Raw genomic sequence first — 25,893 nt, forward strand, 5'->3', positions numbered from 1 at the left:
CCCGCCGCCGCGCCGGCGCCCGCCGCGCCGGTGTCGGCGCCGGTCCCGGCCGGCGCGCCCGCCGTCGCTGCCGCGGCCCCGGCGGGGCCGGTGGGCGCGGCGCCGGGCGAGGCGTCGGCGGGCGGCAGGAGCTGGTCGATGGGCACGCTCACGCGCACCTCGGTGCGGAAGATGCCCGGGTCGCCCAGGCGCATCCCGCGCCGCTGGCGCATCAGCAGGTGGATCGGCGGGAGCATCGCCTCCCCCGCCGCTGGCGGTGAGCCACCACCGGGCAGCCGCGCGGCAGGCGCACCACCACCACCGGCACCGGCACCCGCGGTCGCGGCGGGCGGGCCCGCGCCCGGTGGATCGGCGTCTGGCGGATCGGCATCGGGTGGACGGCCATCGGCGCCGGCATGGCCACCGCCGGGCGGATCGGCCGCGGACGGATCGGCGTCGGCGCGGGAGCCGGCCGGTGTCGCGCCGGCCTCCGCGGCGCCGGCCGTGCCGGCGGCGCGATCCGGGCCGCTTCCGCCGCTGGCGACGCCCTCGGGGCCGCTCGTGGCGCCGGCGACATCCCCGTCCGCGGCGCTGCCGCTGGCCGCTGCGCCGTCACTCCCGGTTCTCGCGCCGGTGGTGTCGTCGGGCGGGCCGCCTTCGCGGTCCGCGCTCCCGTTGTCGCCGCGGTCGCCGTCGCCGTCGCTGTCGGCGTCGGCGTCGGCGCCGCCCGGGGTGAGGTGGTCGGTGGGGTCGTGACGCGGGCAGGTGCAGTGCCCGGCCGGCGGGCCCGCGGTGCCGGTGTGCAACGCCCCGGCGGCCAGCGCGAACAACGCCTCCGCGCGCAGCACGTCCACGCTGCGCGGATCCCCGTCCGCCCGCGCCGCCCGCGCGGCGTTGGTCAACAACAGATCGAACGGGACCGCGTCCTCCGCCCCCGCCACCACATACATCGACGCCATCCCGTCGGCCAACGCCCGCGGATGCGTCACGTGCTGGCCCCGCACCGCCCGCGCGTGCCGCGCCGCGGCCTCCTCCGGGTCCACCTTGACCAGCTCGCGGGCCAGGTCCCGGGTGATCTGGTTGTGCGTGCGCCCCGCCGCCGTGGCCAGCACGTCGTGCTGGACCGTCCAGGCCACGTCTGGGAATGACAACCTCATTTGGCCCCACTGTGCTGGTTTGATTTGGCCCCACCCGGGGTCGTGCTGCTGAGTTGCCGGGCGACCGCTTCCGTCTCGATGTCGGGAAGGGTGGGGGCCGGCTAGGGGGCTGGTGGTTCAGCTTGGGGCGGTGGCTCCCTTCTGCGCGCGGGTGGCGCGGAGGCGGTAGCTGCTGGTGCCGGTGTTGATGAGGTGGGCGTTGAAGGTCAGGCGGTCGACGACGGCGGCGGCGAGGCGGGGGTCGGTGAAGGTGGCGCCCCATTCGGAGAAGGGGGCGTTGGAGGCGCAGGCGATCGAGGCGCGTTCCTCGCGTTCGGTGATGATCTGGAAGAGCAGCTCGGCGCCGCGGGGGTCGAGGTGGACGTAGCCGACCTCGTCGAGGCAGAGCAGGTCGATGCGGGCGTAGCGGCCGACGACGCGGGAGAGCTGGTGAGTGTCGGCGGCCTCGGCGAGCTCGTTGACCAGGGCCGCGGTGGTCACGTACCTGACCCGGCGGCCCTGCTCGGCGGCGGCGGTGCCCAGGGCGATGAGCAGGTGGGTCTTGCCGGTGCCGGAGTCGCCGAGCAGGACGAGGGGCTCGCCGGCGTCGATCCACGCCCCGGTGGCCAGGTGGGCCAGGGTTGCCGCGGGCAGGTCGGCGATCGCGGTCGCGTCGAAGTCCTCTAGGCGCTTGGCGCGGGGGAACTTCGCTTCCTGGACGCGGCGGACGCGGCGGCGGGCGTCGCGGTCGTCGCACTCGGCGACGAGGACCTCGGCGAGGTAGGCGGTGTGGGTCAGTCGTTCCCGGGCCGCGGCGGCAGCGAGCTCGCCGGCCTGTTCCCTCACGGTGGGCAGGCCCAGGGTGCGGCACGCCGCGGTGACGGCTGCGGAGGCGGCCGGGTCGGACAGGGCGGTGACCGCCGGTCGGGCTCGCGCCGCGGCGGCGGTGGCGGTGCTCATGCCCCGACCCCCAGCAGGTCGTCGTAGCGGTCCAGGGACGGGGCGGGCCTGGCATCGACCGGCACACCGTCCGGCACCTCGACCGGTGTGCCGGCGCTGGCGTGGTGGTGGCGGCGGGCCTCGACGGCGACGAGATCGGGGTCGAAGCAGCCCGTCGTCACCGCGGCACGCATGCCGGCCTGGACCGCGGTGACCGGCAGGGTGCGGTGCAGCAGCAGGACCCCGACCAGGGCGCGGGTGCCCTCCCGGTCCCCGCCCGCGGCCCTGGCGGCGTCCCAGAACCGCTGGTGGGCCCGGGTGAAGGTGCCCGCGGCGCGGGCCTGGGCCAGCGCGGTCGCCCCCGGCAGCGCGCCGGGCTTGCGGGTCAAGACCTCGAGGTAGTGGTCGAGCTGGAGGTCCTCGGTGTTCTTGTGCAGGGACCGGGTGTGCTCGGCGACGACCCGCCCCTCGGCGATCGCGGTGACCGTGGTGGCGCCGAGGCGGACCTGTAGGCGCCGTCCGGCGTAGCGGGCCGGGACAGAGTAGAACGACTGCCGCACGCACACCCGCGCCTTCGCGTCGACCCGGCACGACAGCGTCGCGGAGGCGTCGAACGGCCCGCCGGCGGGCAGCGGCCGCAGGCCGGGCAGCTCCCGGGCCGCCGCGGCCTTGACCGTCTCGGCCCGGCCCGAGATGTACCGGTAGTCGTCCTTCGCGTCCGCGGCGGCCATGTGCTCGTTCAGGTCGGCCAGCGTGGCGAACTGGGGCATCGGGACCAGATGCCTTCGGCGGAACCGGCCGACCTCGCCTTCGACCCCGCCCTTCTCGTGCGCGCCGTCGATGCCGGGCAGGCAGTAGAACGAGTCGTACCCGTAGTGCGAGCGCAGCGCGATAAACCGCGGGTTCTCCAGCCGCTGACGGCCCAGCGCCACCCGGAGCACCGCGGGCTTGAGGTTGTCGTAGCGGATCATTCCCGTCGGCACCCCGCCCAGGCGCTCGAAGGCGCGGACGTGCCCGTCGAGGAAGGACTCCTGGGACTGATTCGCGTACGCGATGTGGATCGCCTTGCCCGAGTGCGACAGGCGCAGCACGAACATCCATAACCGCATCCAGACCCCGCCGATCTGCGCCCGGAACTCCCCGAAGTCGACCTCGGCCTCTTCCGCGGGCGGATGCGTCTGGGGCACCGTGACCGCGGCGACCTGAACCCCGATCTCCCGGCGCAGCTCGGCGACCAGGGCCCGCACCGACGACTCGGCCACCACCGCTCCCTCCTCCTCCACCAGCCGCTGCCAGACCCTTCGGGCGGTGTGCCGCTGCTTGCGCGGGACCTGCTGGTCGGCGACCAGCCAGGCCCGCACCGTGGTCACGTGCGCCCCCAGCACCGGGGCCACCCGGTCCGGGACCTTGCGCGCCGGCGGGGTCGGATCCGCCAACGCCTGCCGCACCGTGCGACGGTGCACCTTGTGCTTCGAAGCCAGCGCCCGGATCGACAAACCTTCATCACGGGCGTCTCGTCGGATACGTTCGAACTGCTCCACTCTCGACATCTCCTTCATAACCGGCCCCTTCGCTGATCCGAATCGCCTTGGCAGACGATCCGGACGCTAAGGGCCGGAGGGTCGAGGGTGGGGCCACTTCAAGCCATCACTAGCTGGTGAAGCGGGGCCACTTCAGACTGGCATACCCACACGTCATCGGCCACCGGCCCCAACGCGTGCACGATCGTGGCCGCCTTGCGCCAGTCGAGCACCCCGGCCAACAACGCCTCGCCCGTCTCCGCGAAGCTCCCCCGCAGCCCCGCCCCCACCGCCACCAGCCGCCGCGCCTCGGCCCGGGTGGTCGCCAACCGCATCGCCAGCTCCGCGACCGTGCCGTTGACCTCCTCGCTGACCCCCGGGGCGATGATCCGCTGGGCGCTCATCGCCGGCATCCGCGCCAGCTCCGCCGCCGCCAGCGCCGCCCGCCCCGCCGCCCACGCCTCCACCCGCTTGAACGCCGCCACCACCTCCACGCCCGCGTAGGGGTCCAAGGCGGCCACGTCCACCCCCTCGAGCACCGCCGCCAGCTGGGCGTCCGGCGCCATCTCCGCCAGCACCGCCGCGGGCAAGTCCTGCGCCAGGCACCCGGCCCGCCCCGGCGGGGGCGGCACCGACGCCGCCGGCGCCGGCGGGGCCGGGGCGAAGGACTCCGGGCACTCCGCCCGCGCCGCCGCCGCCGCCCACTCCTCCTCGTCCCACCAGCCCAGCAACGCCCGCGCGTGCCGGTCCCCCTCGATCGCCGCCGCCCGCGCCTCCAGCACCGGGCCCGCCGCCCACGCCGCCCGCTCCGCGGCCTCCTCCGCCTCGACCTCGGCCCGCGCGGCGGCCATGACCGCCTCCATGTGCCCACACACCCGCCGGTCCGCCGCCACCTCGCAACACGCCCCGGCATCCCCGCCCGGCACGGCACCCCCACCCCGCTCTTCTTCGAACATACGTCCAGCCTAGAACGACCCACCCACACCGACCACGACACCCACCACCCCTGTGGAAACACCGGCCACAGCGACACGAACCGAGATCGACACGGTGATCACCGACGGCGAGCCAGCTACGCGGAACACCGGCGCCAGCGCGCCGAGGCTGATCCGGACGGCGGGTATGAGAGACGCGGCAGCCCGGACGGCCGCTGGCAGGCGACGGCGACCGTCAGCCTCGCGGGTCGTTCACCACGGCCATGAACACCGGCAGCTCCGTCGGGACGTGCACGATGCGCACGGCGAACGGCCGGTCAACGGTCATCTCGACCGGCCGTGCCGGCTCCAGCATGGCGCCACTCATCATCCCTGCCTCGGTGGTCGCCGCCGCGACGGTGCCCGCCTCGTCGATGGACAGCGTCACCTGCTGGCCGACCACCCCGAGGTAGAGCGGCGCGCCGTCGTCCGTCTCGGCGATGCCACGCAGGTCCGCGGTCGCGGGGGACCACACCGCCCGCACACCGGCGTCACGCAGCCCGTCCGCGAGGTCGACCGCGCTGGTCAGGTGCACGGAGGGCAGCGCCAGGACGACGTCGGTGGCGGTCTCCCCCGTCCGCAGGGCGGCGCCGAGCGCCGCCCACTCGTCGCCGGTGAGGGAGGCGGGCGACCTCCCCTTCGAGGGAAGCACGACGTCCAGCGCGAAGCCGTCGACGTAGGGCAGGCGCACGGCCTGCCACGGACCGTCCGCCGTGTACGCGACCTCGCCCGTGCGGTGCATCGTCGGCACACCGACCCGTGCGCCCGAACCCGTGGTGAAGGGATCGGTGCTGGTCAGCTGCGGGTCGAACGGTGCGGTCCAGGCCGCGGCCAGCAAGACGCTGTTCTGCAGCACCAGCCGGAGCGACTCGTCGGGCTCGATCCCCGAGTGTTCGATCAGCCCGCCCGAGTGGTGGGCCACCCACGCATCCAGCGCCGCCTTGCCGGAGGCCCCGGAGAGGTCCGCCGAGGCGACCCCCGCGCCGTAGCCGGCCGCGAGCCGGTCCAGGTAGGCGTCCTGCACGTCCATGCCATCGTCGACGACGACGCGGCTCGCCAGGTGCAGCACCGGGCGGTGCGGCAGTTTGTCGTCTGACGCGACGGACGGCTCCCCCTCGTGCTGCGACAGCTCGGTCAGCAGCGCGTTGACGGCCGCAGTTCGAACTTCGCCCGACGCGCCGAGCGCACCGTCCAGCTCGGCGGCGGTGGCGCCGCGGGCGCCCTCGGCCAGCATCGAGAGCACGACGGTGAGTGAGGCCGGTGAGATGACGGCGTTCTGTCGCGGAGGGGCTCCAGCGAGGAGTTCCGCACCGAGCTCCGTGGTGGCGGCGACGACGTCCGGGACGCCGGCGGCGTCCACGACCGCCACGTGCTCGCGAGGAACGTCCGACTGCAGCGTGACGCCGTCGTCGGGGCCGCCGCACGTGGCCGTGGCGAGCACCAAGGGAAGGACAAGCAGCTTCCCCAGGGTCCCTCGCCGCAACATACGGACGAACCTAGGTACCACCGTGTGCGCCTGGAAGCACGGGACGATCACGAAGCCACCTGCCAGGCCACGGGACGGTCACGAAGCCACCTGCCAGACCACGAGACCGTCACAACCTCGGCCGCCGCGTCAGACGCGGCCGCGCCAAGGCGCCGCGCGCGGCGCGGCCCCGCCCCTCCGAGAGGGACGGGGCCGCGCGCCCCGCCCTCGAGCGGGGCGGGTGCCGTGCCGGGTCAGGCGGCGGCGACGAGCTGGCGCAGCACGTACTGCAGGATGCCGCCGTGGCGGAAGTAGTCCGCCTCACCGGGCGTGTCGATGCGGACGACCGCGTCGAACTCCACGCTGGAACCGTCCTCCTTGCGCGCCGTCACCTTGACCGTCTTCGGCGTGGTGCCCGCGTTGAGGGCGGCCACCCCGGAGATGTCGAACGTCTCCGTCCCGTCCAGGCCGAGCGACTCCGCGCTCTCGCCGGCCGGGAACTGCAGCGGCAGCACACCCATGCCGATGAGGTTCGAGCGGTGGATGCGCTCGAAGCTCTCGGTGATCACCGCCTTGACGCCGAGCAGCGAGGTGCCCTTGGCGGCCCAGTCGCGCGAGGAGCCCGAGCCGTACTCCTTGCCGCCCAGGATCACCAGCGGCACGCCGGCCTCCTGGTAGGCCATGGAGGCGTCGAAGATCGTCTCCTGCTCGCCGGTGAGGAAGTTCTTCGTGAACCCGCCCTCGACGCCCGGCACGAGCTGGTTGCGCAGGCGGATGTTGGCGAACGTGCCGCGGATCATGACCTCGTGGTTCCCGCGGCGCGAGCCGTAGGAGTTGAAGTCGCGGCGGGCCACCCCGTGCTCGGCCAGGTACGTGCCCGCCGGGCTGTCGGGCTTGATCGAGCCGGCCGGGGAGATGTGGTCCGTCGTCACCGAGTCGCCGAGCTTGGCGAGCACGCGGGCGCCGGTGATGTCCTGCACCGCTGCGGGCTGGGCCGGCATGCCCTCGAAGTACGGGGGCTTGCGCACGTAGGTGGAGTCGCCCTGCCAGTCGAAGGTCTTGCCCTCGGGGGTCTCCAGCGAACGCCACCGGTCGTCGCCGGCGAAGACGTCGGCATAGTCCTCCTGGAACATCTCCCGGTCGATGGAGCTGGCGATCGTCGCCTCGACCTCGGCCGCGGAGGGCCAGATGTCCTTGAGGAAGACGTCGTTGCCCTCCTTGTCCTTCCCGAGGGGCTCGTTGGTGAAGTCGAAGTCCATGGTCCCGGCCAGGCCGTAGGCGATGACCAACGGCGGCGAGGCGAGGTAGTTCATCTTCACGTCGGGCTGAATGCGCCCCTCGAAGTTCCGGTTGCCCGAGAGGACCGAGGCGACGGCGAGGTCGTTCTCGTTGACCGCGGCGGAGATCTCCTCCGGCAGCGGGCCGGAGTTCCCGATGCAGGTGGTGCAGCCGTAACCGACGAGGTGGTAACCCAGTTCCTGCAGGTAGGGCCACAGGCCGGCCTTGTCGTAGTAGCCGGTGACGACCTTCGAGCCCGGCGCCATCGACGTCTTCACCCACGGCTTGACCTGCAGGCCCTTCTCGACGGCGTTCTTGGCCAGCAGGCCGGCCGCGAGCATCACCGAGGGGTTGGAGGTGTTGGTGCACGAGGTGATCGAGGAGATGACGACGGCGCCGTGGTCCAGCTCGGTCTGGCGACCGTCCTCCATGGTCACCGGCACCTTCTTGGAGGCACGGCCGAGGCCCAGGCGGTGCTCGTGCACGACCTCCTCGAGGCCGTCGGTGCCCGCGGCGATGGGGTCGGACGCCGGGAAGGTGTCCTCGACCGCCTCGTCCAGCTTGTTCTCGCCCAGCGCCGGCTCCTCGCCCACGTAGTGCGGCAGCACGTCGGCGAAGGCCTCCTTGGCGTCCGACAGCGCGATGCGGTCCTGCGGGCGCTTGGGGCCGGCGATGGAGGGCACCACGGTGGACAGGTCGAGCTCGAGGTACTCGGAGAACTCCGGCTCGCGCGAGGGGTCGTGCCACAGCCCCTGCTCCTTGGCGTAGGCCTCGACGAGCGCGACCTGCTCGTCGGAGCGGCCGGTCAGGCGCAGGTAGTCGATGGTGACGTCGTCGATCGGGAAGATCGCCGCGGTGGAGCCGAACTCGGGGCTCATGTTGCCGATGGTGGCGCGGTTGGCCAGCGGCACCTGCGCGACGCCCTCGCCGTAGAACTCGACGAACTTGCCCACCACGCCGTGCTTGCGCAGCATCTCGGTGATGGTCAGCACGACGTCGGTGGCGGTCGCGCCGGCGGGGATGGCGCCGGAGAGCTTGAAGCCGACCACGCGCGGGATGAGCATCGAGACGGGCTGACCGAGCATGGCGGCCTCGGCCTCGATGCCGCCGACGCCCCAGCCGAGCACGCCCAGGCCGTTGACCATCGTGGTGTGCGAGTCGGTGCCGACGCAGGTGTCCGGGTAGGCGCGCAGGACGCCGTCGACCTCGCGGGTCATGACGCCGCGCGCGAGGTACTCGATGTTGACCTGGTGGACGATGCCGGTGCCCGGGGGGACGACCTTGAAGTCGTCGAACGCGGTCTGGCCCCAGCGCAGGAACTGGTAGCGCTCCTTGTTGCGGCCGTACTCCAGCTCGACGTTGCGCTCGAAGGCGTCCTCGCGGCCGAAGACGTCGATGACCACGGAGTGGTCGATGACCAGCTCGGCCGGGGCGAGCGGGTTGATGCGGGCCGGGTCGCCGCCGAGGTCGGTCACCGCCTCGCGCATGGTGGCGAGGTCGACGACGCAGGGCACGCCGGTGAAGTCCTGCATGACCACGCGGGCCGGGGTGAACTGGATCTCCGTGCTCGGCTCGGAGTCGGGCACCCAGGTCGCGAGGGCGTTGACGTGGTCCGCCGTGACGTTCTTGCCGTCCTCGGTGCGCAGGAGGTTCTCCGCGAGGATCTTGAGGCTGTAGGGCAGGCGCTCGAGACCCTCGACGGCCGAGAGCCGGAAGATCTCGTAGCCCTTGTCCCCCACCTGCAGGGTGCCCCTGGACTTGAAGCTGTCAGTGCTCACATGTGCTCCTCGGCTCGTGCTGGCCTGCGCCGCGGCGGCTGGCGCCACCCTGCGCGTCCTCGGTCATCGTGCCACGACGACCGTTCGGCGGATATCTCGACATCAAGATACTTCGCGGCGGGCAAGTGTGTCCACCGACACGCGGGACGGCGCTCGGCTCGCCTGACCTGGACGGACGCATCCCCACGCGTCCCCGCGCCCGTGGGCCCGACGCCGGGTCCCGCCTCGCCGGGCCACCCGCCCGCACCGCGCGCAGGATGAGGTGCATGGATCCGTGGGATCTGTGGGGCAAGGTCGTCATCGTCACCGGCGCCTCCTCCGGCATCGGTGAGGCGACGGCGCGCCTGCTCCACGCCGCGGGCGCGCACCCGGTGCTGGCCGCCCGCCGCGGGGATCGGCTCCACCAGCTCAGCGGCAGCCTCGGCGGCGCGCTGGCGCTCGAGACCGACGTGACAGACCCCGCGGCCGTCAGGAGGCTGGTCGACGCCGCCGTCGAGCGCTTCGGCACGATCGACGGGCTGGTCAACAACGCCGGCGCTGCGCTGCACACCCCGCTCGACCAGCTCGATCTCGAGGAGTTCATCCGGGTCCTGGACCTCAACGTCGTCAGCGTCGTGGCGTTGATGCAGGCCGTCCTGCCCGCCATGCGCGCCCAGCGGTCGGGCCGCATCGTCAACGTCGGATCCGGGACCACGAGGAGCCCGCGTCCCGGAATCGGCGCCTACGCGGCGACCAAGGCGGCGGCCGACATGCTTACCGCGGTGGCTCGCGAGGAGCTTCAGGACGACGGCATCCGCGTCTCGCTGGTGTCACCGTCGATCACCGCGACCGAGTTCGCCGGCCGGCAGATGACGCCGGGCCAGGAGCTGGCGCCGGGGCTGGTCGTGCACAGCGCCGAGTACGTCGGGAGGGTGATCCTGCGGGCGCTGCGGACCGGCGAGGCACGCATCGAGATTCCCCACGGCCCGGAGAGGGCCGACCTCACCGAGCTCCCGTCCCCGTGATGGACGGACCCTTCGCGCGGAAGGTGGCCCCGGGCGCGGCCTTCTCGGCCGAGAGGCTCAGCTCAGCCTGCCCGGCCGAGGGCCGCGACCACCTCGAAGTGGTGGGTGTGCGGGAACAGGTCGTAGGCGTGCAGCGACCGCACGACGTAGCCCTTCTCCCGAGCCGCTCGCAGGTCGCGGGCGAGCGCGGCGGGGTCGCAGGCCACGTGCACGATCGTCTCCGGCGCCAGGTCGGCGACGGCGGACATCACCTCGGCGCCGGCCCCGACCCGCGGGGGGTCGAGGACGACGACGCCCGCGCCGCCGCCCAGCGTCCGCACGGCGGCGGCGTCGACCCGGCCCGCGTGCAGGTCGACCTCGGGATGCTCGTGGAGGTTGCGGCGGGCGTCGCGCACGGCCCCCTCGGCACCCTCGAGGCTGACGACGGCGCCGCCGGCCCGCGCGAGCGGCAGCGTCAGCAGCCCGGCACCGGAGTACAGCTCGAGCACCCGGGCACCCGCCACCGACCCCGCCGCGTCGAGCACCGCCTCGACCAGCGTGCGCGGGGCCTGGCGGTGCACCTGCCAGAAGCCCGCGGCGCTCACCCGGTAGGTCAGCTCCCCCACCGAGGACTCCACCCGCTCGCGCACGGCGCGGCGCGGCGGGCCGGAGCGGCGCCGCAGGGCGGCCGCCTCGCCGTCGACGAGCACCATCGGCTCCCCGGTGCTCGGCGCGACCGCCTCCACCCGTGCGCCGGGGCGCCAGACCCGCCGCCACGGCGCGTCCTCGCCCAGCAGGCCCAGCTCGAGCAGGGCGGGGTGGGCCAGCGGCATCTCCCGCAGCGCGAGCACCTCGTGGCTGCGGAAGCGGTACATGCCCGCCCGGCCCGCGCCGTCGACGGTCAGGTCGACCCGGGTGCGGGTGCCGAGCCCGCCCGCCTCGTCGTCCCCGGGCAGCGCCTCGACCTCCGCCCCGGCGCCGCCGGTGAGCGCGGCGACGTCCTCCGCCACCTGCTCCCCACCGATCCGGCGCAGCGTGTCCGCCAGGACGGTGGCCTTCCAGCGGCGCTGGGCCGGCAGGGCCACGTGCGCGAGCTCCCCGCCGCCCACGCCCCCCGGGCCGGCCTCGGGCCACACGCTGGGCACCCGGTCGGCCGAGGGCTCGAGGACCTCGACGGCGTCGGCCCGCCAGTACTTCGAGCGCTGCTCCGTGATGCGCACCCGGACGGTCTCTCCGGGCAGGGCGTGTCGGACGAAGACGACGCGGCCGTCGTCGAGGCGGGCCACGCAGTGCCCGCCGTGCGCCGGCGCGCCGACCGTCACCACGGCCTCGGGCGCCGCCTCCGCGGCCGAGCACGCAGCAACGCCGCGCCCCTGCTGCCGGGCGGGTCCACGGCCGTCCCCGCGGCGCGGCGCCCCGCGGCGCCGGTCCGCGCGGCTCTCCCCCGCGTGCTCGTCGCCCCGGGGCTCCCCCGCACGGGCGTCTCCGGCCCGCCCCGGGCGAGCCGGACGACGCCCCGGCGGCCGGCCGCCCCGCGAACGCCCGGTCCCTCCCGTCCCGGCGCTCACGAGCGCACCTCCGGCCCGCGGCCGTGCCTGGCGCCCGCACCGGCTCCGGGGACGGACGCCCGCGGGTCAGCGGGCCCGCCGGGAGCGGCACCCGCCGGAGCGATCCCGCCCGGACCGGCCACGCCCGTGCCGGCCGCCTCCGTCGGGCTGGCGGTCACCCGCAGCTCCCTGACGCCGTGGGGATGGGTCTCCTCGTGGCCGGGACCGGTCCCGACGTGATCGACCTTGTCGAGCTGGAACGGCACGGAGGCCATGACGACGCCGGGCGTGAACAGCAGCCGGCTCTTGAGGCGCAAGGCGCTCTGGTTGTGCAACAGCTGCTCCCACCAGTGACTGACGACGTACTCGGGCACGAAGACGACGACGAGGTCGCGCGGCGAGTCCCGGCGCACCTGCCGCACGTGGTCGACCACCGGCCGGGTGATCTCCCGGAACGGGGAGTCCAGCACCGTCAGCGGGACCGGGATCTCCGCCGCCTCCCACGCGGCGCGCAGCCGGGCGGTGTCCTCCGGGTCGACGGCGACCGTGACCGCCTCCAGCGTGGACGGCCGCGTGGCCCGCGCGTAGGCCACCGCGCGCATGGTCGGCTGGTGCAGCTTGGAGACGAGCACGACGCCGTGCACCCGCGAGGGCAGCGCCCGCGCGGCGGCCAGGTCGGGGACGGCGAGGTCGCGCGCGACGGTGTCGTAGTGGCGGTAGATGGCGTTCATCGTGACGAACAGCAAGGCCATGAGCAGCAGCGTGATCCAGGCGCCGTGGGTGAACTTGGTGACGAGCACGATGAGGAGCACCGCGCCGGTCATGCACAGGCCGAAGGTGTTCACCGCCCGGGCGCGGCGCATCCGCGCCCGCTCGGCCGGGTCGGTCTCGACGCGCAGCTGGCGCGTCCAGTGCCGCACCATGCCGGTCTGGCTCACCGTGAAGGAGATGAACACGCCGACGATGTACAGCTGGATGAGGCGCGTGACCTCGGCCTGGAAGGCCACGATGAGCACGACGGCGGCCACCGCCAGCAGGATGATGCCGTTGGAGAAGGCCAGGCGGTCGCCGCGGGTGTGCAGCTGGCGCGGCAGGAAGCCGTCGCGGGCGAGGATCGAGCCGAGCACCGGGAACCCGTTGAAGGCGGTGTTGGCGGCCAGCGCGAGGATGAGGCCGGTGACGATGGTGACCAGCCCGAACAGCAGGGGCACGTCGTGGAAGACGGCGCCGGCGATCTGCCCGATCACGGGGTGCTGGACGTAGCTGTCGCCCACCGGCACGCCGTCGCGGGTGAGCTCGGTGGCGGGGTCGGTGACGAAGCGGACCCCGGTCTCGCGGGCGAGCGCCAGGATCGACATGAGCATGGTCGCCGAGATCAGGCCCAGCAGCAGCAGCGTCGTCGCGGCGTTGCGGGACTTCGGCCGCCGGAAGTGCGGCACACCGTTGCTGATCGCCTCGATACCCGTCAGGGCCGCCGACCCGGAGGAGAACGCGCGCAGCACCAGGAAGGCCCCGGCCAGCCCGATCAGCCCCTGCTCGTACCCGGCCTGCGGCACGATCTCCAGGCCCGCCGACTCCGCCGGGCGCAGCGTCCCCGCGGCGCTCTGGATGAACCCGGCGACGGCCATGAGCCCGATGGACGCCATGTAGAGGTACACCGGCACGGCCAGCCCGCGGCCGGACTCGCGCAGCCCGCGCAGGTTGATGAGGGCGAGGATGACGACGGCGCTGACGGCCACGGCGACCTCGTGCCCGTCGGCGGCGGGGATGGCCGCGGAGAGGTACTGCGCGGCCGAGGAGATCGACACCGCGACGGTGAGCACGTAGTCGACCAGCAGGGCGCTGGCCACGGTCAGCCCGGCCCGCCGCCCGAGGTTCTCGGTGGCGACCTCGTAGTCGCCGCCGCCGGAGGGGTAGGCGTGCACGGTCTGCCGGTACGAGGCCACCACGGTGAGCAGCACGACGACGACCACCAGGCCGATCCACGGCGAGATGGTGATCGCCGCGACGCCGGCGAGGGCCAGGGTCAGCAGGATCTCGTCCGGGGCGTACGCGACGGAGGAGAGAGCGTCGGAGGCGAAGACCGGCAGGGCGAGCCGCTTCGGGAGAAGGGTGGATCCCAGGCGCTCGCTGCGCATCGGTCGTCCGACCAGCGCCCGCTTGAGGGCCTCCGTGATGTCCGGCACGAGGCCCCATGGTAGGCCCGCGCGCATCGCGCGGCCGCCGCGCACCGGGGTGGCGGAGGACACGCCCGCGCGCGCGACCGCGTCGCTGCCCCACCGCCTCTGGCCAGCGGTACCGTCGTCGTCGTGCACTTCGTGATCATGGGCTGCGGCCGGGTCGGGGCGTCCCTGGCCGGGCAGCTCGAGGGCCACGGCCACTCCGTCGCCGTCGTCGACCAGAACCCCGACGCGTTCCGCCGGCTGCCGTCGACGTTCGAGGGGCGCCGGGTCACCGGCCTGGGCTTCGACCGCGACGCGCTGGCGCAGGCGGGCATCGAGGACGCCTACGCCTTCGTGGCGGTCTCCAACGGCGACAACTCCAACATCATCGCCGCCCGGGTGGTGCGCGAGACGTTCGGGGTCAGCAACGTCGTCGCCCGCATCTACGACCCCAACCGGGCCGAGGTCTACCAGCGCCTGGGCATCCCCACGGTGGCCACGGTGCGGTGGACGGCAGACCAGGTGCTGCGCCGGATCCTCCCGCTCGGCGCCGTGTCCGAGTACCAGGACGCCTCGTCGAAGGTGTCCATCGTCACCTGCGACGTCCACCCGGCGTGGGTGGGCCAGGAGCTCGACCGGCTCGAGCACCTCACCGGCACGCGGGTGGCGTTCCTGACACGCCTCGGCCAGGGCGTGGTGCCGCACCCCGGCATGGTGGTGCAGGAGAACGACCTCGTGCACCTGGCCGTCGAGACCGACCGGATCGGGGCGGTCCAGCGCGTGCTGGCCGCCAGCCCGGCCAAGGAGGACTGATGCGCGTCGTCATCGCCGGCGCCGGATCGGTGGGGCGCTCGATCGCCCGCGAGCTGCTCGGCCACGGCCACCAGGTCACCCTCATCGACCGCCAGCCGGCGGCCATGCGCATCGCCAGCGTGGCCGAGGCCGAGTGGCTCCTGGCCGACGCCTGCGAGCCCAGCGCGCTGGCCGAGGCGTCGGTGGACCAGTGCGACGTCGTCGTCGCGGCCACCGGCGACGACAAGGTCAACCTCGTCGTCTCGCTGCTGTCGAAGACCGAGTTCGGGGTGCCGCGGGTGGTCGCCCGCGTCAACAACCCCAAGAACGAGTGGATGTTCGACGAGGCGTGGGGCGTGGACGTGCCGGTCTCGACCCCGCGGATCATGACCTCGCTGGTGGAGGAGGCGGTCTCGGTCGGCGACCTCGTCCGCATCTTCCGGTTCCACCAGTCCGGGGCGAGCATGCACGAGCTGACCCTGCCGGCGAGCTCGCCGGTGGTGGGGCGACGCGTCGGTCAGGTGACCTGGCCGGCGGAGACCGCGCTGGCGGCGATCATCCGGGAGGACCGGCCGATCACGCCGAGCCAGGACGACACCCTCGAGGCCGGCGACGAGCTCCTCATCGTCGTCTCGGCGGACGCCGAGCCCGAGCTCAGCGCGCTGCAGGAGCTCTTGGCTCCCGCACCAGCACCCACGTCGCCCATAGAGTGAGGGCCCACAGCGGCACGCCCATGACGATCCGGGCGGTGCCGAGCCACGCGACCGAGGCGTCGAGGTAGAGCGGGACCTGCACCGCCAGGCGCAGCAGGAACATCCCGATCCACAGCCACGTGGCGATGACGAACCGCCGGCGCCGGGCGAGCAGGGCCGGGTCCTTGCGCCACGCGAAGCCCTCGCCCTTGAGCAGGGAGACGACGACGCCGACGGCGGGCCAGCCGGCCACCAGCGCCACGAGCAGCGCGACGGCGTAGGCCGCGTTGGTCCACAGGCCCATCGCGAAGTAGTTCTCGGCCGCCCCGGAGCGCCACGCCCACACGACGCCGATGAGCACGCCGACGAGCCCGCCGGCCGCCTGGGTCACGGCGGTGCGCTGGGCGAGCCGGACGATCATCGCGAGGACGGCGACGGCGAGGGAGGCCACCAGCGGCGGCACGAGGGCACCGGTGGCGATGAACACCACCACGAACACCAGCCCCGGGGCGACCGCCTCGACCAGGCCGCGCACGCCGCCGACGGCGCCGGCGACGGAGAAGTCCTCGCCGAGGATCTGGCTCATCCCGCTGCGCCGGGTGGCCGCGGCCGCGGCGGCCGCGACGGCGTCCTCGCCGTTCGGGTGCTCGGCGGGGGCGGGCTGCGCGGCGCCGTCGTCGTCCCAGTCCCTCGGGCCGCTCGCCGGCCGCTCGGGGCCCTGGTCCCCGGGCCCGGCCGTCATGCGTGCGCCCCGGAGCGGGCGATGAGCTGGTAGTCGGGGTTGAACATCACGCGCCGGCCGTCCTCCTCGGCGACCATGCCCTCGGCGACGAGGCGCCGGCCGGGCTCGACGCCGGGGACGTCGTGCCGGCCGAGGAAGATCAGGTCGATGGTGGCCGAACCGTCGAAGAGCTGGGCCACGAGGGCGGGCGCCTCCCCGCGTGGGCGGTAGGTCAGCGCGGAGACGACGCCCGCGACCTTGCCGCGGGTGCGCGCCGGGATGTCCGCGCAGGCCGTGGCGCCCTGCAGCAGGCTGGCCCGGCGCTCGTCAGCGGCGTCGAGCTCCTGCCGGGTGGCGGTCAGCCGGTGCAGGAGCTGGCCGAGGCCGCTCATCGGACCTCCGTGATCTCCGGACCGCGCCGGGTGATGTCGAGGTCGGGCTCCGCGCCCGACTGCTGCGGGGCCTGGGGCTTGCCGGGGGCGTGGAGCAGGAGGACGTCGCGCGGGGCGCGCGCCTCGGCGCCGCGCACCACGACGACGTCGGCGAGGACGGCCTCGAGCTCGGCGGCGGCCTCCTGCTCGACGGCGGACTTGCCGGTGAGCACGGCGCGCAGGAACCAGCGGGGGCCGTCGATGCCGACGAAACGGGCGGCGCGGTGGGAGATCTGCCCGTCGGCGACCTTGACGGGCAGGCGGGCGAGCAGCTCGGTGCCGAAGGGGCCGTCGATCTGGTCCACGGTGCCGCCCTGCTTGGCGATGGAGCCGCTGATCTCCTCGCGCAGCTCGTCCCAGATCCCCTGGGTCCGGGGCGCGGCGAAGACCTGCAGCTGCATGGCCGAGCCGGTCAGGCCGAGCGTGACGGCGACGATGTTGTTCGTCCGCTTCTCCACCTCGAGCCGCACCTGCATGCCGGGCCGGGCGGGGATGCGCAGCGCGCCGAGGTCCAGGCGGGCCTCGAGGTCGGGGACGTCGGCCACGTCGTGCGGGCCGCGGCGGGGCTGGTCGGGCTGCGCCGCGTCGTCCGCGTCCTCGGCGGCGTCCTGCGCGACCGCCTCCACGCCCTCGTCGACGGCGTCGCTCTTGCGGCGTGTGAACAGGCCCATCGGAAACGTCTCCTCGCATCTTCCGCGGCGCCTCGCGCCGGATGACCACCAGAGCCTACCCGCGCGGCGGCGCCCGCTCCGCCCCGGTTCGCCGTCGGCGCAGGGCGCGGCGAGGGGCCGAGGCGGGAGGACCGTGCCCGGCCCGCCGCGGCGGCGGCGCAGGGGCGCGGCGAGAGGCCGAGGGGCGAGGACCAGTGCCCGGCGCGCGGCGGCCGCGGCGCGCCTCGTCGGCCTGGCACAGTGGCGGTGTGAACACCACCGCCCCGCTCTACGCCGAACGTCTCAGCCCGCCGCCGAGCATGCACCTGATCTCGCTGCTGCTCGGCGCCTTCGGCTTCCTCACCGTGACGCCGTTCTCCTCCGTCGCGGTGGCCGTGACGGTCGGCGTCGTCGTCGCCGTCGCGGCGTCGGTGATCGCGGTGCTCAGCTCGCCCGTCGTCGCCGTGGTGCGGGGCGGGGACCCGGCCGACGGCGGCGGCCCGGACGCCCTGCGGCTGCGCGCGGGTGACGCCGTCATCCCGGTGGAGGCGCTCGGCGAGCCGGAGGTGCTCGACGCCGACGGGCTGCGGCGGGTGATGGGCCCGGGGGCGGATGCGCGCGCGCACGCCTGCCACCGCGCCTGGGTGCACGGTGGGGTCCTGGTCCCGGTCACCGACCCGCGGGACGCGACGCCCTACTGGGTGATATGCACGCGCCGGCCCGCGCAGCTCGTGGCTGCGCTGGGCCGGCGCTGACGAGGGCTCGCCGTCAGGCGGCGCACTCGGAGCAGACGAGCTGGCCGTTGTCTTCGTAGGCCAGCTGGCTGCGGTGGTGCACCAGGAAGCACTTGGCGCACGTGAACTCGTCTGCCTGGCGGGGCAGGACCCGCACGGACAGCTCTTCCCCGGAGAGGTCGGCGCCAGGAAGCTCGAAGCTGTCAGCGGCTTCGGCCTCGTCCTCGTCGACCGCCCCGGAGTTCTTGTCGGCGCGGCGCGCCTTCAGCTCCTCGATCGAGTCCTCGTTGAGGTCCTCTTCGTTCTTGCGAGGTGCGTCGTAGTCGGTCGCCATCTCGGCGTCACGCTCCGGTTTCTTCGTGGTCGTCAGTCGTGGTGGTCGTGGCATCGAAGCCAGTACGTCGAAGCCAGTACCCGGAAAACGTCCTCGGGGCGCATTTGTTCCCGGGGACACCGGATTGTGCACCACCGACCGTGACGGTGCCCAGGCCTAGCGACCGGATTCGCCGTCCGGGTGACCAACTTCACCAGCCCCGGCCGCCTCCAGCGCGGCGCCGAGCTCGGCCACCAGCCCCGCCGGGCCCGCCACTGTCATCGCCTCTGAGGCGGGCGCGCCGCGCAGGCCCTGCACCGCCCCGCCGGACTCGAGGACCACCAGCGTCCCGGCGGCCACGTCCCAGGGGTTGAGCCCGCGCTCGTAGTGGGCGTCCAGCCGGCCGTCGGCGACGAGGCACAGGTCGATCGCCACGGAGCCGAGCCGGCGGATGTCGCGCACCTGGGGCAGCAGCTGCGCCACCACCGTGGCCTGCTCGCGGCGGCGCTCCTCGGTGTAGCCGAAGCCGGTGCTCACCAGGGCCTGGGCCAGCGGCGGGGCGTCCTTGATGCGCAGCCGCGCGCCGTCCCGGTAGGCGCCGCGGCCGCGCCCGGCGGTCCACGTGGTGCCCGTGCTGACGGCGTGCACGCACCCGGCCAGCGGCGTCCAGCGGCGCGGGTCCGGCTCCCCGGCCACCACCGCGACGGAGATCGCGTACGACGGGATGCCGTAGAGGAAGTTCACCGTGCCGTCGATGGGGTCGACCACCCAGGTCAGCCCCGTGGTGCCGGCGCTGGCACCGTCCTCCTCGCCAAGGAACGCGTCCCCGGGCCGTTCGGCGCGGACCCGCGCCCGCAGCAGCTCCTCGACCTCCCGGTCCACCGCGGTGACGACGTCGTTGACCGAGGACTTCGTGTCCGCCACCGCGATCGCGGACCCCGATCGCTGCCGCACGAGGTCGCCGGCCTCCCGGGCCAGCCGCTCGCACAGGCTCTGGAGCCGGCCGACCTCCTCCGGCGGCAGCTCGGCGGGTCGTTCGCGCAGGGGCAGGGTCACGTCGTACCTCTCGTCGGCGGGGACAGCTCGTGCCCGGTTCCGGCCGATCCGTGTCGACCAGGCCACACCGAACACACCGCCCCCAATCCTTCCAGCAGCCCAGCCCAGATGGCACCCTCGGGGGGAGAACCTCGAAGGAGGACCCCATGGTTGAGCTCGAACTGCTCGGGCTGCACGGTGACGGCGAGCACCTCACGCTCTCCGACGGGGACGGCCAGCGCTACCGCCTCGTGATCAACGACGCGCTGCGCGCCGCCGTGCGACGCGACCGTCCGGGCCTCGAGGCGCTGCGGGCCGCCGGCGAGTCGACGCTGCGGCCGAAGGACATCCAGGCCCTCATCCGTGCCGGCGCGAGCGTGGACGAGGTCGCCGCGGAGGCGGGCCTGACGATCGAGCACGTGCGCCGCTACGAGGGCCCGGTGCTCGCCGAGCGGGCCTGGGTGGTGCAGCAGGCGCAGGCCCAGCGCCTCGGCCACGAGCAGGACGCGCCGCGGCTGGGCGACCTCGTCGTCGACCGGCTCGCCGCCCGCGGGGTGCGGGCCACCACGCTGCAGTGGGACGCGGTGCGCCGCCCGGGCCAGCCGTGGGAGGTGCTCGTGACGTTCGTGGCCGGCGAGCGGGAGCGGGAGGCGCGCTGGCAGGTGGACCTGGCGGCCAGGACCCTCGCCGCCGTCGACGACGAGGCGCGCTGGCTGTCCGAGACGGAGGTCGGCCCGGCCGCGTACCCGCGCCGCCACCTCGCCCCGGTGGGCTCGCCCCGCGCGGTCGAGGGCCTCTCCCCCTGGCACGACGCCGTGAGCCCGGTCGCGCCGTCGCCGCTCGACGACCCGGGCGAGGACCGGGTGGAGTCGTCCACCGACGCGCTGCTGGCCGAGCTGGCCGCGCACCGGGGCACCCGCGAGGCCCTGCTCGACCCCGAGGACGAGGACCTCCCGGGCGGCGCGCACCCGCCCGCCTCCCGGCCCGACCTGGCCACCGACGCCCACGTGCTCTCCCTGCCGCGCCGGGACACCACGGACGACCGACACCTCACCGACAGCGGGATCGGCACCATCCCGGCGCTGCCGGGCCCGCCGCCCACCATCCCCGGCACCACGCCGGCGCTGGCCGCCGAGGGGCCGGACGGGGACGAGGCGCCCGCGGCCGACGACGACGAGGCGCGCGACGGCGAGCGGCCCGAGCCGGGCCGCCCCGAGCCGGGCCACCCGGAGGCGGGCCGCCCGGAGGCCCTGCGTCCCGCGCCCGTCCGCGCCGAGCCGGCCGCGCGTCCCGCGGCCCAGCCCCGCCGGCGCAAGTCCACCCGGCGCAGCGTGCCGAGCTGGGACGAGATCGTCTTCGGCGCCAAGCCGGAGTAGGCCCGGCGCCCTCGGTCCAGCGGGGAAACGTCGCGGCCCGGGCTCGGCGCCCCAGCGGCGGCGTCTGCGGCTCGCCGCCTCAGTCCCCCAGCGGCAGTGTCTGCGGGCTCAGGCTCGCCGCGTGCGCCCGTGCCGCGGTGACCCGGCGCAGGTGGTGGAAGCGGCACAGCACCTCGTAGCCGACCTCGCCCTGGGCCGGGCCGACCGGCGTGCGCGCCTCGGTCGTGTCCCCGACGACGACCTGCTCACCCTCGGTGACCATCTCGCCGTCGACCGTGCGGGCGTTGTGCGTCGCCCGGGCGCCGCACCAGCACAGCGCCTCCACCTGGAGCCGCTCGATCCGGTCGGCGAGCTCGAGCATGCGCGCCGAGCCGGGGAAGAGCCGGGTGCGGAAGTCGGTGGTGATGCCGAAGCCGAAGACGTCCACGCCCATCTCGTCGACGAGCCGGGCCAGCTGCTCGACCTGGGTGGGGCTGTAGAACTGCACCTCGTCGCAGATGAGGTAGTCCACGCGGCCTCCCGCGATGCGCCGGCGCACCACCTCGTCCCAGAAGTCCGTGCCGTCGGTGACCTCGACGGCGGGGACGGCCAGCCCCAGCCGGGAGGAGAGCACCGCCTCGCCGGCGCGGTCGTTGCGGGAGAAGATCAGCCCGTCGCGGCCGCGGGCGGCGTGGTTGTGGTCCATCTGCAGGGCGAGGGTGGACTTGCCGGAGTCCATCGTCCCGGAGAAGAACACGAGCTGGGCCACCTAGACCACCTCCGCCAGGAGCGGCACGGCCATCTCGCCGGCGGTGAGGGAGCCGTGCATGCCGACCAGCGCCAGCGACTCCGGCGTCTGGGTGCGCGAGTCCACCACCGCGTGCCGGCCCCGCATGAGGGCGACGACGTCGCCGACCACCTCGAGCCGGTCGGGCGCGACCTCGCCGAGCAGGCCGGCCTCGACCACCTCGGCGCGGGTGCCGACCCAGGCCCGCTCCCCCAGCTCCTCGCGCCAGCGCGCCGCGACGGCCGCGGCGGCGCCGGGGGCGGTGTAGACGTGGTTGGCGCGCGGCTCACCGGCGACCAGCTCGACGTCCTGGGCGAGGGCGGGGGTGGCGGCGACGTCGAGCCGGTCGGTCACGTCGACCATCCCGTGGTCGGCGGTGACGACCAGGAGCGTGCCGCGCGGCAGCGTGCGGGCCAGCCGGGCCAGCTCGCCGTCGAGCGCCTCGACGGCCTCCCCCCACTGCCACGAGCCCCAGCCGTGCTCGTGGCCGACGTGGTCGACGTCGCCCCAGTACAGGTACACCGCGGCGACGTCGGGACGGCGCAGCTGGGCGACCGCGACGTCGACCCGGTCGGCGAGGGCCTCGGCGGAGACGTTGCGCATCCCGCGCAGGGCGGCCTCGGTCAGGCCCGAGCCGACGAAGCGCGCCGGCCCGACGCTGACCACCTCGCGCAGGCTCTCCCCGGCGGCGCGCCGGGCGGCGAGCTGCTCGAACAGGGTCTCGTGGCGCTGCCAGGCGCGCGGGCTCAGCGAGGTGTTGTCCCAGCGGATGAGGTTGAGCACGCCGCCGCTGGAGGGGTCGCGCACGGAGAAGCCGAGCATGCCGGTCACCCCGGGCAGCTCCCCGGTGCCCAGCGCCGTGATGGCCGCGGCGGTGGTCGACGGGAACGTGCTGGTGAGCGTGCGGGCGCCGGGCAGCCGGCCGCGCAGGAACGGGGCGTGCCCGCCGCGCTCGGTGAGCATCCGCATGCCCAGCCCGTCGACCAGCACGACGCAGGCCTTCGGCGCCTCGGGCAGCCCGAGCGCGGCCCGGTCGGCGCCGCTGGGCCGGCCGTGGGAGGTGGTGGCCAGCCCGACGGCGTCGAGGGCGGCGGGCATGACGGCGCGCAGGTGCAGGCCGTCGGTGGACGGCGGCTGGAACTCCGGGATCACGCGCGGGCCGCGCTCCCGGCCGTGGCGGCGGACAGCGCCCGGGCGAAGCCGAGGGCGCCGCTGAGCGCGTCGGCCCCCTCGGCCTGGGCGCTGATGCGCACCTCGAGCCCCTCGGGGGTGACGGTGCCGATGTAGCCGTGGTCGGCGTCGCACTCGGGGTCGTCGCAGTGGTCGGGCTTGAGGTCGACGCTGTCCGCGGTGCCCCAGCTGACCGCGACGGTGAGCTCCTGGGTGCGCATGCTGCGGGCGCGCGCCGGGTCGCTCACGCCGTGGGTCAGGGAGACCGAGCGGACCTCGCGCAGCGGCACGGACTCGGTGGTGGCCAGCGCGGAGGCGCGCCCGTCCGGGCCGGGGCCGTCGTCGACGTGGGCGACGACGAGCCGCGAGGGGGTGAGCACCAACGCGGTCAGGTGCCGGAACACCTCGGTGTCGTCGAAGGTGGTCTCGGGGTGGACGAGGTAGGAGACGACGGGCTCGTCGGCCAGGGCGATGTCGATGACGCCGGCGACGAGCTCGGGGTAGTAGCCCGCGAGGTCGAGCTCGGAACGCAGCTGGTTGGCGAGGTTGGTGTCCGGCACGCCGACATCATCCCACCTGCGGGCCCCTCCCGTCCCCCCGCTGCTCGCGGCCGTGGACACGCGGCGGGCCGCGCTCGCTGCCGTGCCCCTCAGCCGGACGGCGCAGGGACCTCGGCTGCGTCCGGCGGGGCGGGCAGCGCCCGGCGCCCGGCGTCCTGACGCAGCGGGTGGGCGATCGTCACCACCGCCGAGGCGATCTGCACGCCCTCCTCCCCCACGATGACCGGGTGGAGCAGCACCTCGGCCACCTCCGGCAGGTCGTCGGTGAGCATCGACACCCGCGCGACGACGTCCTCGAGCGCGGCGACGTCCGTCGCCGGCAACCCGCGGTGGCCGAGCAGGCGGGGCGCGGCCCGCACCGAGCGCACCATCTCGGAGACGTCCCGGGCCGTCAGCGGCGGGATGCGGAAGGAGACGTCGCCGAGCAGCTCGCTGGCGTCACCGCCCAGGCCGAAGGAGACGACGGGCCCGTACAGGTCGTCCTCGGCGCCGCGGACCACGCAGGCCACCCCGGGCGGGGCCATGGCCTGCACCTCGAAGGCGGTGGCGCGGCCGAGCACGTGCCGGGCGCGGGCGCGCATCTGGGCCATGGCCTCGCGCAGCGCGTCGGCGTCGGCCAGGTCCAGGCGCACCCCGCCGAGGTCGACGCGGTGGCGCAGCACCTGGTCGGCCACCTTGAGGGCCACCGGCCAGCCGATCCGCTCGGCCGCCACTACGGCGCCGTCCTCGTCGGTGACGACGGTGGCGGGCAGCACCCCGATGCCGTAGCACGCCAGCAGCGCCTGCGCGGTCGGGGGGTCGAGGGTGCGGCGGGCGTGTCTGGGGAGCTCGGCCAGCGGCTCGGCCAGGACCCGGCGGGCGGCGGGCGGGTCGATGCCGGGCGGGGCGACCAGGGGGTCCGCGGCGCCGGTGCGCCACCGCGCGTAGGCCACGGCGCCGGCCAGCGCGGTGACGACGTCCTCGACGGTGGTCATCGCCGGGACCACGGCGCCGTGCGCGGTCAGCGCCGGGGTCAGCCCGTGGAGGCCGTAGATGGTGGCCACCCAGGGGCGCGGGTCGCGCGCGGCGGCCTCGGCGACGACGGCGGCGACGGCGGTGTCGGTCGTGCCCAGCGGCGGGGCGTGGGCGACGATGACGGCGTCGAAGTCCTCCCGCGCCGTCAGCTCGCGCAGCGCCGCGGCGTACTGCTCCGGCCCGGCCAGCGGGGGCAACGTGACCGGCCGGCCGGCCACCACCAGCCCCTCGGCCGTGGCGACGTCGGCCACCAGCCCCGCCAGCGCCGCCGAGGAGGACACGATCGCGGTGCGCGGGCCGGCCGGGAGCGGCTGGGCGAGCAGGAGCGAGGCGACGTCCAGCAGCTCCCGGTGCGTGCGGGCGCGCACCACGCCGGCCTGCCGCAGCATCTCGGTGAGCACCCGCTGGGGCTGGCGGGAGGTGCGCACGGCGTGCCCGGGCGGGGTGACCTGCCCGGTCTGGCCGGAGACCATCGCGACCACGGGCTTGCTGGCCGACAGGCGCCGGGCGATGCGGGAGAACTTGCGCGGGTTGCCGATGGACTCCAGCACCATGGCGCCGACGGCGGTGGCGCCGTGCGCGGACCAGAACTGCATCGTGTCGTTGCCCGAGACGTCCACCCGGTTGCCCGCGGAGAGGAACGTGGCCACCGGCAGGCCGCGGCGTGCGCCGGTCGAGCGCACGGCCAGGCCGGAGGCGAGGGACTGGGTGAACAGCCCGAGCCCGGCCGCGGCGTCGTCGCCGTCCTCCCCCCACAGCGTCGCGTTGTACCGGCCCGCGGGCCCGTGCCCGATGACGCCGTAGGAGGCCGGCCCGACCACCCGGATGCCGGCCTCCCGGGTGCGGCGCAACAGCTCGCGCTGCAGCGCCATGCCCTCCGCGCCGGACTCGCCGAAGCCGTGCGAGAGCACCACGAGGGCGCGCACGCCGAGCGCGTGCAGGGCCGGCACGGCGTCGACGACCTCCCCGGCCGGGCCGGCGACGACGGCGAGGTCCACGCCGCCGGCCACGTCCGCCAGGGCGCCGTACCGCCGGACCTGGCCGCCGCCGCCGGCGCCGACCCGGCCCGCCGGCGAACCGCCGCCGGGGTCGCCGGTCGCCGCCGACACGCCCACCAGGTGCACCGGGCCGCCGAAGGCGCCGCCCGTCAGGGCCTGCGCCGCCCGGCCGGCGAGCACCTGGCCCTCCTGGCCGGCCGGGCCGAGCCCGAGGACCAGCACCGACCCGGCCTGGAGCAGCCCGGTCATGCTCAGGGCCTCGGCGTGCCGCTCCCGCTCGGCCATGACCCGCCAGGACCGCTCGGTCTCCTCGATGCTCAGCGAGATCGAGAGCACGCCGTCCTCGAGGCGCTGCTGCACGTCGTAGCCCGCGTCGGTGAAGACCCGCACCATCCGGGCGTTGGCGGGCAGGACGTCGGCGACGAACCGCGTCACCCCGAGCTCGCGGGCGGCGGCCGCGAGGTGCTCGAGCAGGACCGAGCCCAGCCCGCGGCCCTGCTCGGTGTCGGCGACGTTGAACGCCACCTCCGCCTCGCCCGGCCCGACGACGTCGAACCGTCCGACGGCGCGGATCTCCTCGCCCTGCACCAGCACGAGCGCGACGCGGTTGTGGTGGTCGACGTGGGTGAAGCGGTACAGGTCCTTCTCCCCCAGCCGCGGCACCGGGGCGAAGAACCGGAAGTAGATGGACTGCGCCGACTGGGCCACGTGCATGCGCTGCAGCGCGTCGGCGTCGTCGGGGCGGATGGGCCTGATGTGCATCGTGGCGCCGTCACGCAGGACGACGTCGGCCGCCCAGTGCGCGGGGTAGGCGGCCCCGGTGTCGACCTCTCCCATGCCGCGAGCCTACCCAGGGAGTCCGACACCACTGCGGCGATGC

The 25,893-nt window shown here is 75.0% G+C and carries 22 protein-coding genes; 5 read left to right on the forward strand and 17 right to left on the reverse strand.

The features are described from left to right. The 6 genes from GD880_RS20310 to acnA form a co-directional block, all read right to left on the reverse strand. Positions 1–1,136 (reverse strand): DUF222 domain-containing protein (locus tag GD880_RS20310; protein WP_405002737.1); only part of this gene is annotated, 1,136 nt, incomplete at its 3' end. 117 nt (positions 1,137–1,253) lie between these two features. Continuing rightward, positions 1,254–2,075: an IS21-like element helper ATPase IstB gene (istB, locus tag GD880_RS08540; RefSeq protein ID WP_152231211.1), complete on the reverse strand. Its 822-nt coding sequence runs from the start codon at positions 2,073–2,075 to the stop codon at positions 1,254–1,256. Beyond that, positions 2,072–3,604, reverse strand: coding sequence for an IS21 family transposase (istA, locus tag GD880_RS08545; RefSeq protein ID WP_152231212.1), 1,533 nt, complete (start codon positions 3,602–3,604; stop codon positions 2,072–2,074). The genes istB and istA overlap by 4 nt, the downstream gene beginning before the upstream one ends. A gap of 89 nt (positions 3,605–3,693) precedes the next feature. Beyond that, complete coding sequence (locus tag GD880_RS21020; RefSeq protein WP_193314427.1) at positions 3,694–4,425, reverse strand: DUF222 domain-containing protein; 732 nt, start codon at positions 4,423–4,425, stop codon at positions 3,694–3,696. Between the two features lie 319 nt (positions 4,426–4,744). Further along, positions 4,745–5,989 carry a serpin family protein gene (locus GD880_RS08555; protein WP_193314428.1) on the reverse strand — a complete coding sequence of 415 codons (1,245 nt, stop codon included), beginning with the start codon at positions 5,987–5,989 and terminating at the stop codon, positions 4,745–4,747. 278 nt (positions 5,990–6,267) lie between these two features. Next, complete coding sequence (acnA, locus tag GD880_RS08560) at positions 6,268–9,069, reverse strand: aconitate hydratase AcnA (RefSeq protein WP_152231215.1); 2,802 nt, start codon at positions 9,067–9,069, stop codon at positions 6,268–6,270. 266 nt (positions 9,070–9,335) lie between these two features. Here acnA and GD880_RS08565 point away from each other — a divergent pair, with 266 nt between their 5' ends. Next, entirely contained in the window at positions 9,336–10,073 is a 738-nt protein-coding gene (locus tag GD880_RS08565; RefSeq protein WP_152231216.1) for an SDR family oxidoreductase, read from the forward strand. A gap of 62 nt (positions 10,074–10,135) precedes the next feature. Here the strand turns inward: GD880_RS08565 and GD880_RS08570 are convergent, their stop codons facing one another. Further along, the gene (locus GD880_RS08570; protein ID WP_152231217.1) at positions 10,136–11,377 is read right to left on the reverse strand and encodes a class I SAM-dependent RNA methyltransferase; all 1,242 of its coding nucleotides are present in this window, start codon (positions 11,375–11,377) and stop codon (positions 10,136–10,138) included. Between the two features lie 239 nt (positions 11,378–11,616). Further along, complete coding sequence (locus GD880_RS08575) at positions 11,617–13,785, reverse strand: APC family permease (RefSeq protein WP_152231218.1); 2,169 nt, start codon at positions 13,783–13,785, stop codon at positions 11,617–11,619. Positions 13,786–13,923: 138 nt separating this feature from the next. On the opposite strand from GD880_RS08575, the gene GD880_RS08580 reads away from it, so the two are divergent. Together GD880_RS08580 and GD880_RS08585 are read left to right on the forward strand one after the other, a co-directional pair. Beyond that, positions 13,924–14,574 (forward strand): potassium channel family protein, encoded by a 651-nt coding sequence (locus GD880_RS08580; RefSeq protein WP_152231328.1) that lies wholly within the window; start codon positions 13,924–13,926, stop codon positions 14,572–14,574. Further along, positions 14,574–15,266: a potassium channel family protein gene (locus GD880_RS08585; RefSeq protein ID WP_152231219.1), complete on the forward strand. Its 693-nt coding sequence runs from the start codon at positions 14,574–14,576 to the stop codon at positions 15,264–15,266. Before GD880_RS08580 ends, GD880_RS08585 begins: the two co-directional genes overlap by 1 nt. Here the strand turns inward: GD880_RS08585 and GD880_RS08590 are convergent. The 3 genes from GD880_RS08590 to GD880_RS08600 are packed head-to-tail and all read right to left on the reverse strand — an operon-like array spanning position 15,208 to position 17,068. After that, positions 15,208–15,987, reverse strand: a complete 780-nt coding sequence (locus GD880_RS08590) for a DUF3159 domain-containing protein (protein WP_226909484.1) — start codon at positions 15,985–15,987, stop codon at positions 15,208–15,210. The two genes, GD880_RS08585 and GD880_RS08590, sit on opposite strands and share 59 nt — an antisense overlap. Continuing rightward, a complete protein-coding gene (locus tag GD880_RS08595) occupies positions 15,984–16,358 on the reverse strand; it encodes an OB-fold nucleic acid binding domain-containing protein (RefSeq protein WP_152231220.1) in 375 nt (124 codons plus the stop codon). The genes GD880_RS08590 and GD880_RS08595 overlap by 4 nt, the downstream gene beginning before the upstream one ends. Beyond that, the gene (locus GD880_RS08600) at positions 16,355–17,068 is read right to left on the reverse strand and encodes a DUF3710 domain-containing protein (protein ID WP_152231221.1); all 714 of its coding nucleotides are present in this window, start codon (positions 17,066–17,068) and stop codon (positions 16,355–16,357) included. The genes GD880_RS08595 and GD880_RS08600 overlap by 4 nt, the downstream gene beginning before the upstream one ends. Positions 17,069–17,316: 248 nt before the next feature. Between GD880_RS08600 and GD880_RS08605 the strand changes: the two genes are divergently transcribed. Continuing rightward, complete coding sequence (locus GD880_RS08605) at positions 17,317–17,802, forward strand: DUF3093 domain-containing protein (protein ID WP_226909485.1); 486 nt, start codon at positions 17,317–17,319, stop codon at positions 17,800–17,802. A 13-nt stretch (positions 17,803–17,815) separates the two neighbouring features. Here the strand turns inward: GD880_RS08605 and GD880_RS08610 are convergent, their stop codons facing one another. Both GD880_RS08610 and GD880_RS08615 read right to left on the reverse strand, forming a co-directional pair. Next, entirely contained in the window at positions 17,816–18,115 is a 300-nt protein-coding gene (locus tag GD880_RS08610; protein ID WP_152204128.1) for a DUF4193 domain-containing protein, read from the reverse strand. Between the two features lie 156 nt (positions 18,116–18,271). After that, entirely contained in the window at positions 18,272–19,150 is an 879-nt protein-coding gene (locus tag GD880_RS08615) for an inositol monophosphatase family protein (RefSeq protein ID WP_319593259.1), read from the reverse strand. Positions 19,151–19,296: 146 nt separating this feature from the next. Between GD880_RS08615 and sepH the strand changes: the two genes are divergently transcribed. Beyond that, positions 19,297–20,505: a septation protein SepH gene (gene sepH, locus GD880_RS08620; RefSeq protein WP_152231222.1), complete on the forward strand. Its 1,209-nt coding sequence runs from the start codon at positions 19,297–19,299 to the stop codon at positions 20,503–20,505. A gap of 79 nt (positions 20,506–20,584) precedes the next feature. Here the strand turns inward: sepH and GD880_RS08625 are convergent, their stop codons facing one another. The 4 genes from GD880_RS08625 to GD880_RS08640 all read right to left on the reverse strand — a co-directional run bounded on the left by GD880_RS08625 (position 20,585) and on the right by GD880_RS08640 (position 25,850). Then, complete coding sequence (locus GD880_RS08625) at positions 20,585–21,253, reverse strand: thymidine kinase (RefSeq protein WP_152231223.1); 669 nt, start codon at positions 21,251–21,253, stop codon at positions 20,585–20,587. Beyond that, positions 21,254–22,423 (reverse strand): alkaline phosphatase family protein, encoded by a 1,170-nt coding sequence (locus tag GD880_RS08630; RefSeq protein ID WP_226909486.1) that lies wholly within the window; start codon positions 22,421–22,423, stop codon positions 21,254–21,256. It abuts the gene before it with no gap. Continuing rightward, positions 22,420–23,001, reverse strand: coding sequence for a DUF5998 family protein (locus GD880_RS08635; RefSeq protein WP_152231224.1), 582 nt, complete (start codon positions 22,999–23,001; stop codon positions 22,420–22,422). The genes GD880_RS08630 and GD880_RS08635 overlap by 4 nt, the downstream gene beginning before the upstream one ends. An 89-nt stretch (positions 23,002–23,090) precedes the next feature. Further along, complete coding sequence (locus tag GD880_RS08640) at positions 23,091–25,850, reverse strand: bifunctional acetate--CoA ligase family protein/GNAT family N-acetyltransferase (protein ID WP_152231225.1); 2,760 nt, start codon at positions 25,848–25,850, stop codon at positions 23,091–23,093. Positions 25,851–25,893: the final 43 nt, after the last annotated feature.

The sequence above is a fragment of the Georgenia ruanii genome, from assembly GCF_009193175.1.
In the GTDB taxonomy this organism is placed as follows: Bacteria; Actinomycetota; Actinomycetes; order Actinomycetales; family Actinomycetaceae; genus Georgenia; species Georgenia ruanii.

What these genes read in the sequence shown, in the direction of transcription:
- GD880_RS21020 (WP_193314427.1), bottom strand. Translation starts at nt 4,425, where the DNA reads ATGGCCGCCGCGCGGGCCGAGGTCGAGGCGGAGGAGGCCGCGGAGCGG.
- GD880_RS08580 (WP_152231328.1), top strand. Translation starts at nt 13,924, where the DNA reads ATGGGCTGCGGCCGGGTCGGGGCGTCCCTGGCCGGGCAGCTCGAGGGC.
- istA (WP_152231212.1), bottom strand. Translation starts at nt 3,604, where the DNA reads ATGTCGAGAGTGGAGCAGTTCGAACGTATCCGACGAGACGCCCGTGAT.
- GD880_RS08565 (WP_152231216.1), top strand. Translation starts at nt 9,336, where the DNA reads ATGGATCCGTGGGATCTGTGGGGCAAGGTCGTCATCGTCACCGGCGCC.
- GD880_RS08595 (WP_152231220.1), bottom strand. Translation starts at nt 16,358, where the DNA reads ATGAGCGGCCTCGGCCAGCTCCTGCACCGGCTGACCGCCACCCGGCAG.
- GD880_RS08600 (WP_152231221.1), bottom strand. Translation starts at nt 17,068, where the DNA reads ATGGGCCTGTTCACACGCCGCAAGAGCGACGCCGTCGACGAGGGCGTG.
- GD880_RS08590 (WP_226909484.1), bottom strand. Translation starts at nt 15,987, where the DNA reads ATGACGGCCGGGCCCGGGGACCAGGGCCCCGAGCGGCCGGCGAGCGGC.
- GD880_RS08640 (WP_152231225.1), bottom strand. Translation starts at nt 25,850, where the DNA reads ATGGGAGAGGTCGACACCGGGGCCGCCTACCCCGCGCACTGGGCGGCC.
- istB (WP_152231211.1), bottom strand. Translation starts at nt 2,075, where the DNA reads ATGAGCACCGCCACCGCCGCCGCGGCGCGAGCCCGACCGGCGGTCACC.
- GD880_RS08610 (WP_152204128.1), bottom strand. Translation starts at nt 18,115, where the DNA reads ATGGCGACCGACTACGACGCACCTCGCAAGAACGAAGAGGACCTCAAC.
- sepH (WP_152231222.1), top strand. Translation starts at nt 19,297, where the DNA reads ATGGTTGAGCTCGAACTGCTCGGGCTGCACGGTGACGGCGAGCACCTC.
- GD880_RS08585 (WP_152231219.1), top strand. Translation starts at nt 14,574, where the DNA reads ATGCGCGTCGTCATCGCCGGCGCCGGATCGGTGGGGCGCTCGATCGCC.